This window comes from Bacteroides caecigallinarum, from assembly GCF_016902295.1.
GTDB classification, from domain to species: domain Bacteria; phylum Bacteroidota; class Bacteroidia; order Bacteroidales; family Bacteroidaceae; genus Phocaeicola; species Phocaeicola caecigallinarum_A.
This window is the reverse complement of sequence record NZ_JACJLQ010000003.1, coordinates 17,297-30,891: the sequence shown is the minus strand read 5'-3', so window position 1 is coordinate 30,891 and position 13,595 is coordinate 17,297. Positions and strand designations below refer to the sequence as shown.

Here is a 13,595-nt window from a genome sequence, read left to right as displayed (position 1 = left end):
TAAAAGACGGTATCTCATTGTTTCAAATTATAATTGTTCACTAGTTTTTCCAAATCGGCGTTCTCTGCTTTGATAGTCGCAAATAGCTTTACACAATTCCTCCTCCTTAAAGTCCGGCCAATATGTGTCACAGAAATATAATTCCGAGTATGCACACTGCCATAGCAGGTAATTGCTCAGTCTTATTTCGCCACCTGTTCTTATCAGCAGTTCAGGATCAGGCATGTAGCTTGTGGCAAGATGGCTGTCTATGGTCTTGTCTGAAATATCCTCTACATCCAGGCTACCCGATTTCACCTCTTCCGCTATTTTCTTCATGGCGTCAGTAATCTCCCATTTTGACGAATAGCTCAGAGCCAATGTCAGACACATGCCTGTATTGAGTGATGTGTTTTCTATACATAGGTTCAGTCTTTCAAGCACGTCTCCCGGAAGTCTTGTCGTGTCACCGATGATTTTGAAACGGATATTGTTTTTCATGAAAGTTTCCTCCTCTATAGAGTCCATAAGCAGACTCATTAGTGCGGCAACCTCATCGACCGGTCTGTTCCAGTTTTCTGTAGAGAATGTATATAAAGTGAGGAATTTTACTCCAAGTCGCGCGGCCTCTTCAGCTATTATATGTACAGTCTCGGCACCTGCCTGGTGGCCGTAAGTACGTACATGTCCTCTTTCTTTAGCCCAACGTCCGTTCCCATCCATAATTATTGCAATATGTTCGGGAATTCTTGTCTTGTCTATTTTTTCTCTGTATAGCATGTCAGTCTTTCTCTTTTTTGATGGTTTATTCCTTAGGCATCAGTCTGTTAAGGATGGCTCTTGTCATGCTTCCGTCCTGCCAGATAAACCAGATGAATGAGCCTTTATTTCCATTATCCTCGACTACTGTAGAGTAACTTCCGTTTTGGCGATAAGTAGTCAATTTGTCTATTCCGTTTTTATTTTCAGACGGGAATACCATATATTCTGTTTCCTCTTTCCAGTTCAGTCCGTTGTCCAATGAAGAGTAGAAATAGTCAAAGTCTTCGCCGTATGCGAAAATTTTGCCGTCGTAAGCAATCATCGAGATATTATTCTGGTTTGGACATGTGGTAGGGTTGTTTGGCTGGAATTTCACCCATTCGTTGTCGCTGCTGATGTAGCTGAATACAGTTGCTGTAGTGTCAGCCTCGGCTCCGTTCTTCATTACAACTGTTCTCCACAACGATGTGTTGTGAGCGGCTGGATATGATATGTAACTGATATTTCCGTTAAGGTTCTCACCATCAATGAAATCGCATTCGCTTTCTTTCTCTCCGTAAGCATTGAGCTTTACTACCTTATTGTCGTTTGTATAAGCCAGAATGTCCTGTCCGTTTACAGAAACCAGGTTCGAAAGATTTGTTTCAGTTCCAATTTTTGAAGTACTGCTCAGATTATATAAGCTTCCTTCTGCGATATAATATACATCGTTATTGAATACCATTGCAGAGTATATGTTAATACCTGCTATTTCCGGTGTAACGTCAGTCCATCCGTTTATAATGTTTCCTCTGTCTGTTTCCGATGTATAGACTTTTGTATTTCCGGTTTGAGTTTCACCAAATACATATATTCTACTGTTGTGGTAAACGGCTTTTTGCTTGCTGAAAACCACATCCTGTCCGAATGAGTTGCTGAAATTTTTCCAGACCAGCGAGTCCGGATTCAGTTTGTGAACATTTACTGTAACCTGATATGGGTAGCCTGTCTTAAACTGATTAAGTGAAGGGATATATGACATCACTTTAAAAGTAAGCGGCTTTGTGAAGTCTAAAGAGTCAGCTGAAGTCCATATAGTGTCTTTGCCGTCTTTTTCGTAGTATATAGCGTCATAGTCGGCTGAGATACTTGCCACAACTCTTGTTATATCAACGTCCTTAGGCAAAGAGTCGTTATTGTATATTCTTCTGTTAATCTGGTCTATAGTGAAAGGAACATCGGCGTAACTCACCGTATCAGTATATACACTGTCTTCTCCTTTCGAACTTTTTACATAGAATGTCTGGTATAGTGTCCCTATGGAAAATGATTTTATACTTGACGTTGACGGATACTCTATTTCCTCATAGTCGCTTCCAAGACATGATGACAAAAAAGCAGTGGCTGCCATCAATCCGGCAACCAGAATTGGTAATATTCTTATTTTCATTTGCAAATGATTTCTATGTTACAAGTTGCAAAAGTAGAAAGTTTTTTCATCTAATCAGTACATTTCCTGCAGTTTTATATAAAATTATGGATAAACTGTCTGTTTTTATCGCCCAACACTCGAATGTATAACATTTTAAACTGTATTTAAATGCTGTTTAAATAGGTGTTTAATGCTGTGTTCCGAAACATCCTTCGGCCGGTACATACAGCGAATGGTTCTTGAAACCTATGTTTATCAGCTTTCCGCTGTCTGTCAGTCGTTTTATCTGCCGCATGGCCATATATCTCGTGGTTGAGCAGATGTCTTGCAGCTTTGGACGTATGATAGCCTTTTCTGTTCTGAAAAATATTTTGCTATAGCAGGAAAGCAAAATATTTGTTTTTGTTATCTTCGATATTATTGACTATGATGATTATTTGCATGTTGGTTGGCTTTATTAACGTATTATGAGGTATCGTCATTTATATTTTAATGGTGTAAAGTATTCGAGGAAAGGTCCGGAAGTGTCTTGTTGTTCCGATATTGGAAATTTTATTTGCTATGACGAAATAATTATATATAATAGGAATAAATATTCCTGTAAATGTTATTATTATATATAATATACTTCAGATTCCTTAAGTAAACTTATTTGTTATTGTAAATAATAAATTAATATAGTATATTTGCATGAATAAGTTTTAAAAAAATCTATGCGATTTAGAAAATGATTTGAAAAATAAATATATGTCTCTTTTTTAGTGTCACATATATATAATGTTATATGCGACTTGCCTTGTTGACGTTGATGAGACTTATTATTCTATGAAAGTTTCTCTATGGTATGGTTTTGTAACGTTGTGAAATCGCTTTTTGTATGAAACATTTAAGTATTATATGTGTGGGTCTGCTTCTGATAGCTGTATCAGAATCCTCATGCGTTAAAAATGGAAGTAATCAGAATGTTGATTATACTAAGTTTGTAAATCCTTTCATAGGAACGGATTTTACAGGTAATACTTATCCGGGAGCACAAGTTCCTTTCGGTATGGTACAGCTTAGCCCCGATAATGGTTTGCCGGGTTGGGACAGAATTGCAGGATATTTCTATCCGGACAGTACCATCGCCGGATTCAGCCATACTCACTTGTCGGGAACAGGTGCCGGCGATTTTTATGATATTTCGTTTATGCCTGTTACATTGCCTTACAGCGAAGCCGAACCACCTTTGGGTATCCATTCAAAATTCTCGCATGAAAACGAAAAGGCTTATGCCGGATACTATCAGGTTTTCCTTGACGACTATAATATAAATGTTGAATTGACTGCAACAGAAAGATGCGGCATTCAGAGATATACTTTTCCAAAAGCAGAGTCGGCAATATTCCTTAATTTGAGTAAAGCAATGAACTGGGACAGGACTCAGGATTCTTATATCGAAATAGTTGACTCTGTTACTTTGAAAGGGTACAGGTTTTCCGATGGTTGGGCGAGGAATCAGAAAGTGTTTTTCTATACAAAGTTCTCGAAACCTTTTGAGAGTCTTGTGCTTGATACAACTCTTATTATGGAAGATGGCGAACCGAGTGGAACCGGTTATATAGCCAAAGTATATTATAATACAGATGATAATGAACAGATTCTGGTTAGGACAGCTATTTCAGGAGTAAGTATGGAAGGTGCTGAAAGAAACTTTGTGGCTGAGGCTGTGTACGATGATTTTGATTCGTATCTGAGCAAGGCAAAGAATTTGTGGAACGAGGCTTTGGGCAAGGTTGAGGTCGTAAGTAATGATACAGACGAAAAAACAATATTCTATACAGCCCTATATCATAGCATGTTGGCTCCTACAATATACGGTGATGTTAATGGTGATTATTATGGGCCGGATGGAAATGTTCATAAAGCTGACGGATGGACCAATTACAGTACTTTCTCGCTTTGGGATACATATAGGGCTGCACATCCGTTGTTTACAATCTTACAGCCACGGAGGGTTAATGATATGGTGAAGTCGCTTGTCGCTTTCTCCCGACAGAACGGCAGACTTCCGGTATGGAATATGTATGGAAGTGAGACAGATATGATGATTGGATATCATTCGGTCCCTGTCATTGTTGATGCCTATCTTAAAGGAATAGGCAATTTTGATTCTGAAACGGCACTTGAAGAGTGTGTGAAAACTGCTAATCTTGACGATTACAGACAAATAGGATTGTATAAAAGAATGGGATATATCCCATACGATGTCGTAGATAAGTATAATACCGAAAACTGGTCACTTTCTAAAACCCTGGAATATGCGTTTGATGACTATTGTATTGCTGAAATGGCAGATAGAATGGGGAAAAAGGAATTGGCAGAGGAATTTTACCAGAGGGCTATGAATTATCGTAATGTATTCAATGAGGCTTCGTCGTTCATGCAACCTAAGGATAGCAGGGGTAAGTTTATTCCTGATTTTAAACCTGAGGAATATACGCCGCACATTACCGAAAGCAATGGATGGCAATATTTGTGGTCTGTTCAGCATGACATAAATGGTCTGGTGGAACTTATGGGAGGGAAAAAACGCTTTGAGGAGAAACTGGACAGTATGTTTACTTTAACTCCGAAAGAGAACGAGGAGCTTCCGATATTCAGTACAGGTATGATTGGGCAGTATGCTCACGGGAATGAACCAAGTCATCATGTTGCCTATCTTTATAATTATACAGACAGTCCGTGGAAAACCCAGAAATATGTAGCCGAGATTATGCATGAACTTTATAAGAATAATCCGTCCGGATTATGTGGAAACGAGGATTGCGGACAGATGTCGGCTTGGTATGTACTGAGCGCGATGGGATTCTATCCGGTAAATCCTGTATCAGGTGTTTATGAAACAGGAACCCCAATGTTCCCACAAATGAAATTGAGAATCGCAGATAATAAGGAGTTTACTATAGTAGCAAAGAATGCTGGGCGCAGCAATTGTTTTGTGAAATCAGTGAAACTGAACGGAAAGGTTCTTGATTCAGCATTTATCAGACACGATGATATAATGAAAGGCGGAGTTCTGGAGTTTGAAATGACTGATACGGTGGAATAATAGATTGATAATTTAATAATATAAATAGGTAGAATAATAACCTTAAATCAATAATTATGAAAATGAAGAAATTGATTTTCGTGCCTTTGTTGGCATTTGGACTGTTTGCATGTAATACTGCAGAAATCGCTGAAACGGATTATACAAGTATGGTCGATCCGTTTATTGGAACTGGTGGACATGGTCATACATTCCCCGGACCTGTTGTTCCTAATGGTATGATACAACCGAGCCCTGATACCAGAATTGATGGATGGGATGCCTGCTCGGGATATTATTATGAAGACTCTTCGATAAATGGGTTTTCGCATACACATGTAAGCGGCACGGGATGTGCCGACTATGGAGATATCCTTATTATGCCTACTGTAGGCGAACAGGATTATAAGAATCAGGACCTCATTAGTCAGTCGTTGCCATACGCATCATCTTTCTCACACGAAAATGAGGTGGCTGTTCCTGGATATTATTCTGTTTTCCTTGACAGATATTCCGTAAAGGCTGAGTTGTCGTCTACAAAGAGGGCCGCTATCCATAGATATACTTTCCCTCAAAGCGATAATTCCGGATTTATTGTTGATATGGATTATTCTATCCAGAGACAGAGAAATATGGATATGAATATTGATGTATTGAGCGATACCGAAATTTGCGGCTATAAGACTACCAAATATTGGGCTTTCGACCAACAAATAGCTTTCTATGCTAAATTTTCCAAACCATTCACATACGAAATCTATACTGATACAATGACCGTAAATAATGGTAAGAAACTGCCGCTGTATAAAGCTTTGCTGAAATTTGAAACGGCAAAAGACGAGCAGATCCTTGTGAAGGTTGGAGTTTCTGCAGTGGACGTTGAGGGAGCACGAAAGAACGTTGAGGCTGAAATTCCTGAATGGGATTTTGAAAAGGTAAGGACTGATGCTCATAATGAATGGAATAAGTACTTGTCGAAAATTGATATAAAGACTGCTGATGCTAAAAATAAAGAAATATTCTATACGGCCTTGTATCATACGGCTATAAGCCCGAATCTGTTTACAGACGTCGACGGACGCTATCTTGGTATGGACCTGGAGGTGCATCAGGGAAATGTTGACAAGCCTGTTTATACTATTTTCTCTTTGTGGGATACGTTCAGAGCTCTTCATCCATTGTTGTCCATAATTGATCCCAAGCTTAATAATGATTTTATTACATCTTTGTTACTTAAACATAAGGAAGGTGGAGTATTCCCGATGTGGGATCTGGCTTCAAATTATACAGGAACAATGATTGGATATCATGCTGTTTCGCTTATAGCCGATGCTTATACGAAAGGTAATGCCGATTTCGATCTGAAAGAAGCATACGAGGCTTGTTTGCGTGCAGCCGAATATGATACAACAGGAATTAAGTGTCCTGCTGCAGTTTTACCTCATCTTATGCCTAAGGCAAAGTATTATAAAAATACTTTAGGATATGTTCCTTGTGACAAGGATAACGAGTCAGTGGCAAAGGCTTTGGAATATGCATACAATGACTATTGTATTTCTATTTTGGCCGAGGCTAATAATGATATGGAGAATGCTGAAAAATATAAGGATTACTCTAAGGCATATCAGAAGTATTTTGATAAGTCAACAAGGTTTATGCGCGGACTTGATTCGAAGGGTAAATGGCGTACACCGTTTAACCCGAGATCATCTAATCATAGAAACGATGATTATTGCGAAGGTACAGCATGGCAGTGGACATGGTTTGTTCCGCATGATGTGGATGGATTGATAGAACTTATGGGAGGAAAGACTCAGTTTATAGAAAAACTTGACTCTCTGTTTACAGCCGACTCTTCTCTGGAAGGTGATTTGGTATCGGCTGATATCACAGGCCTTATCGGACAATATGCCCATGGAAATGAGCCAAGTCATCATATTATTCATCTTTATAATTATGCTGATCAGCCTTGGAAGACTCAGGAACTCGTTGATAGTGTTTTCCATAGCCAATATTTTAATGCTCCTGACGGACTTTCAGGAAATGAAGACTGTGGTCAGATGTCGGCATGGTATATTATGAATTCCATTGGTTTCTATCAGGTATGTCCTGGTAAGCCTGTTTATTCTATAGGTCGTCCGCTGTTTGATGAAGTAACTGTAAACCTTTCCGATAATAAACAGTTCGTTGTTAAAGCGTTAAATAATAGCAAAGAGAATAAGTATATTGAGAAGGCTGTTCTGAACGGTGTACCTCTTGAAAAACCATTTATCAGTCATGAAGATATCAAGAATGGAGGAGTTCTTGAGTTTACCATGACCAGTCAACCTACTAAATGGGGTATATAACCGATGGTAAAGATGTAAAATGAATGAATAAGCAGATAAATCAGCTTCTAATGAAAGGAATGAATTTATGAATAATGGAAAAAATAACAGAAGAAGCCCTATTATATGGATTCCAACGGCATACTTTGCCATGGGACTCCCGTTCGTCGTGCTTAATATGGTGATGGTACTTATGTTTAAGGGACTTGAAGTCGATGACAAGCTTATTACATTCTGGACATCGCTGATACTTCTTCCATGGACATTGAAACCGTTGTGGAGTCCGTTTCTTGAACTGTTTAAAACTAAAAAGTTTTTTGTGGTCGTTACCCAGCTTATATCAGGTATAGCATTTGGGCTTGTCGCTTTGTCATTAAACCTTAACAGTTTCTTTGCCATATCAATAGCATTGCTTGCGGTTATTGCTTTCAGTGGCGCTACACACGATATAGCCTGCGATGGCGTTTATATGAGTGAGCTGTCGAACTCCGAGCAGGCTAAATATATAGGATGGCAGGGAGCATTCTATAATATAGCAAAGATTGTAGCTACAGGAGGATTGGTTTATCTTGCCGGATATTTTATAGAAAGCTATTCGGGAGCAGGTTCCCTGCTCGAGGCCAACAAGAAATCATGGATGACAATAATGCTTATACTCTCCGCAGTGATGATACTTCTGTCTTTTTACCATATTTTCGCTTTGCCTTCATCACGGGCAGCTAAGGCGGAAGGTAAGAGAAGCGGAAAAGAAATATTGTCGGAGCTGTATGCTGTACTCGCCGATTTCTTCAGAAAAAGCCATATAGTATATTATATATGTTTTATCATATTATACAGATTTGCCGAAGGTTTTGTGATGAAAATCGTGCCATTATTCCTGAAGGCAGGGAGAGACGCTGGTGGACTCGGGCTGTCTGAAAAGGAAATAGGACTTTATTATGGTACATACGGGGCCGCTGCATTTGTCTTGGGTTCATTGCTTGCAGGATATTATATTTCGGATAAAGGCCTTAAGAAAACTTTGTTTACTTTATGCTGTATTTTCAATTTGCCTTTTGTGGTATATGCCTTTCTTGCGTTCTTCCAACCGGAGAATGGTCTGATTATTTGCAGTGGAATCGTATTCGAGTATTTCGGCTATGGTTTCGGTTTTGTGGGACTTACACTGTTTATGATGCAGCAAGTAGCTCCGGGCAAGCATCAGATGGCACATTATGCCTTTGCTTCAGGTATAATGAACCTTGGTGTTATGATTCCCGGAATGATGAGTGGATGGGTTTGTGAGACACTGGGTGAATGGTTCAACAGACCAGGAGGATATGAGCCTTTCTTTATCTTTGTTTTGATAGCTACCATTCCGGCGTTTCTTATAACCTATTTCATCCCGTTTAAGTATAATCAGGACGGTACGCTTATAGAAGGACAGAAAGAATGAATCTTATTTTATAATATTTAAATCTGATAAATATGACAGAGAAATTTATTATGCCATGGGAAGAACGCCCGGCAGGTTGTAACGATGTAATGTGGAGGTATTCAAAGAATCCGGTTATCGGAAGATATCACATCCCGACATCAAACAGTATTTTCAACAGCGCTGTTGTGCCTTTTGGTGATGGATTTGCAGGAGTATTCCGTTGCGACAACAAGGCTGTACAGATGAATATTTTTGCAGGCTTCAGTAAAGATGGAATAAACTGGGAAATTAACCATGAGCCTATCCGGTTCAAGGCTGGAAATACTGATATGATTGAATCGGAATACAAGTATGATCCGCGTGTAACATGGATTGAGGACCGTTACTGGATTACATGGTGTAACGGATATCACGGACCGACAATCGGTATTGCATATACTTTTGATTTCAAGGAATTTTTTCAGTGCGAGAACGCTTTTCTCCCTTTCAATAGAAATGGCGTTCTGTTCCCGCAGAAGATTAACGGTAAGTATGCCATGCTGAGCCGTCCGAGTGATAATGGACATACACCGTTCGGCGATATATATATCAGCTATAGCCCTGATATGAAATATTGGGGAGAACACAGATGCGTAATGAAAGTTACTCCTTTCCCTGAGAGTGCTTGGCAGTGTACTAAGATTGGTGCAGGTTCCGTTCCTTTCCTTACTGACGAGGGCTGGCTTATGTTCTATCATGGTGTAATCACAACCTGTAACGGATTCAGATATTCTATGGGTGCTGTGATACTCGATAGAGATAATCCTGAAAAAGTATTGTACCGTACACGTCCTTATCTTCTTGCTCCGGCAGCTCCATACGAGCTTCAGGGAGATGTTCCTAATGTGGTATTCCCATGTGCCGCCCTTCAGGATGGTGAAAGAGTTGCCGTGTACTACGGCGCCGCCGATACTGTAGTCGGTATGGCTTTCGGATATATATCAGAGATAATAGATTTTGTAAAAAATAACTCTATAGTATAAGAAATTTCAGCTTATACTGTATCAGCAATTGGAATATATGAAAAAACTGCTATTTAATGTAATGTTTACAGTCCTTGCCGGAGCCGCAATGGCTCAGCAGCCGGTAGACTATGTAGATCCGTTTATCGGTACTACAAACTTCGGAACTTGCAATCCAGGCGCAGTATGTCCTAATGGTTTGATGTCTGTTGTTCCGTTTAATGTTATGGGCTCAGCCGATAATAAATATGACAAGGACGCGCGTTGGTGGTCTACTCCATATGAATATACCAACAGCTATTTTACCGGATTTGCACATGTTAACCTTAGTGGCGTGGGATGTCCCGAATTGGGCTCTTTGCTTTTGATGCCTACTACAGGTGAACTCGACGTCGATTATAAGAATTATGGTAGTAAGTACGAAAAGGAAACAGCTACTCCCGGATATTACAGTATTTATCTGCAAAAATATGATATACTGGCAGAAGCTACAGCTACCATGAGAAGCGGACTGACACGTTTCACTTTCCCTGAAGGAAAAAGCAATATCTTGCTTAATCTTGGTGAAGGTCTGACCAATGAGACCGGTGCTTTCGTAAGAAAAGTAAGTGAAACTGAGATTGAGGGTATGAAACTTCTTGGCACTTTCTGTTATAATCCACAAGCTGTCTTCCCGATATATTTCGTCATGAGAGTCAGCAAGGCTCCTGTTGCGTCCGGATATTGGAAGAAACAGCGCGAAATGCAGGGAGTTGAGGCTGAGTGGGACCAGCATAGCGGCAAGTATAAGATATATGATAAGTACGGAAAAGACATTGCAGGCGACGACATAGGAGTGTGGTACACATTCGATACCTCCGAAGGTGAGGAAATAGAAGTATCCATGGGAGTGTCGTTTGTAAGTATTGAAAATGCCAGAGAAAACCTTGACAAGGAACAGTCCGGAAGACATTTTGCCGAAATACATCAGGAGGCAAGAAACAGATGGAATGACGATTTGGGCAGAATAATGGTTGAAGGTGGAACAAATGAACAGAAGACTGTGTTCTATACGGCTCTTTATCATACACTTATCCATCCAAATATCCTTCAGGATGTAAACGGGCAGTATCCTTCGATGGAAGGAGATGAGATTCTTACGACAAAAGGCGACAGATATACTGTATTCTCGTTATGGGATACATACAGAAACCTCCATCAGCTGATGACGCTCGTTTTCCCTGAAAGACAAATCGAGATGGTGAAAACTATGATTGATATGTACAGGGAACATGGCTGGCTTCCAAAATGGGAACTTTATGGAAGAGAAACACTGACTATGGAAGGTGACCCAAGCTTGCCGGTAATTGTAGATACATGGATGAAGGGGCTCAGAGATTTCGATATCAATCTTGCATACGAGGCTATGTATAAGTCTGCCACAATGCCGGGAAAAGACAATCTGATGCGTCCTGATATAGACGATTATATCACGAAAGGCTATGTACCGTTAATGGAACAGTATGATAACTCAGTATCTCATGCACTGGAATATTACATAGCGGATTATGCTTTGTCAACACTTGCTAAGGAACTTGGAAAAAAGGACGATGCAAAGATGTTCTATAACCGATCAATGGGATATAAGAACTATTATTGTAAGGAATACGGAACATTACGTCCAATATTGCCTAACGGTGAATTCTACAGCCCGTTTGATCCGAAACAGGGCGAAAACTTCGAGCCGAGTCCTGGTTTCCATGAAGGAAATGCGTGGAATTATACATATTATGTTCCTCATGACGTAAAAGGATTGGCAAAACTTATGGGAGGAAAGAAAAAGTTTGTTGATAAGCTCCAGATGATATTCGACAAGGGATATTACGACCCGGCCAACGAGCCAGACATAGCCTATCCTTATCTCTTCAGCTATTTCAAAGGTGAGGAATGGAGAACACAGAAATTGGTCAAGGCTTTACTGGAGAAATATTTCAAGCCCGCTCCTGACGGTATTCCGGGAAATGATGATGCCGGAACAATGTCGGCATGGGCTATATTCAGTATGATGGGATTCTATCCTGACTGTCCTGGAGTTCTCGAATATACTCTGACCGATCCTACATTCGACAAGATAACCATAACTCTGAACCCAGAATTCTATAAGCAAAAACAGCTTGTAATAGAAGTTGTGGATGATGAGAAAAATACCGACGGGTATATCAAGCGCATCGAAATGGGGGATTCATCCTGCGGATATAGGGTAAATCACAATTCGCTGGTCGAAGCAGGTACTTTAAGGTTCTACAAGTAATCCCAATAAAGGATGGTAGAATAGTATTTTTCAGAAAGAAATATCAATATGGAGAGGGTATGTCAGACGGACATGCCCTCTTCTCATATCTAATCATTTGTTCCCTTTTCTTTAGTACCAAAACTTCCCGGTGTAGGCATATACAGAGGATGATTCTCGAAACCTATATTGACCAGTTTCCCGCTTTCGGTCAGACGCTTGATCTGCCGCATGGCCATATATCTCGTCGTCGAGCAGATGTCTTGCAGCTTTGGGCGAGTGATAGCTTTATTTGTGCTGAAATAATTTGTCAGTATTGCGTCCACTTTTTCATCCGATACAGAAACAGAATGTCTTGCCATTACCTTTTCCATTCCGTTCTTTGCTACCAAATCCTTTACCATTTCCGTAAATTCCTTTTCCGGATTGATGTTGACCGATTTCAGCTCTATCCCTTTTCCATTCTCATTACCTGTACACGTTCCGTTGACCGATTTCAGACTAATGTTGAAGCTGCACAGTCCTTCAAGCTTCACAATGTTCCCTTTTGCCAGTTGATTGGCTATCTCTTCCTGGAATGCGAAAATTACAGCATTAATGTCCGCCGGTGTAAGAGTACTGGCATTATGTATCAATTCTATAATTCCCTTTGTACTGATAGTCTGCTGTCCGCATACTCTGATGTGGTATTCCGATTTGCTGTTTTCACTCTTTGCGTTTGGATTAGTGTAAAAATCATATTTTATTTTTCCCATATAGTATTTGTTTAATATTTTTATGTTTAGATGTTTTGGTGCTGACTATAGTCGGCAGCACTACTCACTATAGTCGGCAGAGGTGTCCACTATAGTCGGCAGCATTGCCCACTGTAGTCGGCACCAAAAGGTGTCAGGCTTCTTCTCTCTTTGTTTTCCGAACACAAAAGTACGTAATTGGTTTTTTATAATGTCCGCCTTTGTCAGTCTATATTGATATTCCTTCGTTGTTTTAGTGAAAACTCGGATTGTTTTATTACCTTTGCAATGTCTCGCGCCGCCTGACGCTTTGTTATTGAGCGTAGGAAGGGAGGGACAAGACATATTGAAAGGCGTTTACTACGCTTTGGTTTTGACGTTCTGAAATCCTGGAAAAATTTCAAATTGTAAGTCAAGAACAAAGCAGCGTGAATGCCCCGTGGGTGTGCTATATACATACCTGAACTATGCCGTACAGCCAATGGTGTATCCCTACACTGTTAGCTGAATTGCGGTATATAGGTGCGTTATACATATCGGCGTGGGGCTTCGGCGTTGCTCGTTTCGACTTACAGGGCAATTTCCAGGAGCCTCAGAACGTGGAGCGAGCGACAATGCAGGGCTT

9 protein-coding genes are annotated in these 13,595 nt (G+C 40.1%); 5 read left to right on the top strand and 4 right to left on the bottom strand.

From position 1 onward, the window contains the following. Nucleotides 1–27: 27 nt before the first annotated feature. From H6A27_RS01590 to H6A27_RS01580, 3 genes are all read right to left on the bottom strand, one after another. Nucleotides 28–759: an isoprenyl transferase gene (locus H6A27_RS01590; protein ID WP_204507439.1), complete on the bottom strand. Its 732-nt coding sequence runs from the start codon at nt 757–759 to the stop codon at nt 28–30. 25 nt (nt 760–784) lie between these two features. After that, the gene (locus H6A27_RS01585) at nt 785–2,170 is read right to left on the bottom strand and encodes a DUF6242 domain-containing protein (RefSeq protein WP_204507438.1); all 1,386 of its coding nucleotides are present in this window, start codon (nt 2,168–2,170) and stop codon (nt 785–787) included. A gap of 169 nt (nt 2,171–2,339) precedes the next feature. Further along, nucleotides 2,340–2,543 carry a hypothetical protein gene (locus H6A27_RS01580; protein WP_204507437.1) on the bottom strand — a complete coding sequence of 68 codons (204 nt, stop codon included), beginning with the start codon at nt 2,541–2,543 and terminating at the stop codon, nt 2,340–2,342. A gap of 486 nt (nt 2,544–3,029) precedes the next feature. On the opposite strand from H6A27_RS01580, the gene H6A27_RS01575 reads away from it, so the two are divergent. The 5 genes from H6A27_RS01575 (at nt 3,030) to H6A27_RS01555 (ending at nt 12,257) form a co-directional block, all read left to right on the top strand. Continuing rightward, nucleotides 3,030–5,243, top strand: coding sequence for a GH92 family glycosyl hydrolase (locus H6A27_RS01575; protein ID WP_204507436.1), 2,214 nt, complete (start codon nt 3,030–3,032; stop codon nt 5,241–5,243). 56 nt (nt 5,244–5,299) lie between these two features. Continuing rightward, nucleotides 5,300–7,570 carry a GH92 family glycosyl hydrolase gene (locus tag H6A27_RS01570; protein ID WP_204507435.1) on the top strand — a complete coding sequence of 757 codons (2,271 nt, stop codon included), beginning with the start codon at nt 5,300–5,302 and terminating at the stop codon, nt 7,568–7,570. Between the two features lie 67 nt (nt 7,571–7,637). Continuing rightward, nucleotides 7,638–8,984 carry an MFS transporter gene (locus tag H6A27_RS01565; protein WP_204507434.1) on the top strand — a complete coding sequence of 449 codons (1,347 nt, stop codon included), beginning with the start codon at nt 7,638–7,640 and terminating at the stop codon, nt 8,982–8,984. Nucleotides 8,985–9,016: 32 nt separating this feature from the next. Beyond that, nucleotides 9,017–9,988, top strand: coding sequence for a glycoside hydrolase family 130 protein (locus tag H6A27_RS01560; RefSeq protein ID WP_204507433.1), 972 nt, complete (start codon nt 9,017–9,019; stop codon nt 9,986–9,988). 37 nt (nt 9,989–10,025) lie between these two features. After that, nucleotides 10,026–12,257 (top strand): GH92 family glycosyl hydrolase, encoded by a 2,232-nt coding sequence (locus tag H6A27_RS01555; protein ID WP_204507432.1) that lies wholly within the window; start codon nt 10,026–10,028, stop codon nt 12,255–12,257. An 89-nt stretch (nt 12,258–12,346) separates the two neighbouring features. On the opposite strand, the gene H6A27_RS01550 is transcribed toward H6A27_RS01555, so the two are convergent. After that, nucleotides 12,347–12,991 (bottom strand): HU family DNA-binding protein, encoded by a 645-nt coding sequence (locus tag H6A27_RS01550; RefSeq protein ID WP_204507431.1) that lies wholly within the window; start codon nt 12,989–12,991, stop codon nt 12,347–12,349. Between the last annotated feature and the right edge of the window lie 604 nt (nt 12,992–13,595).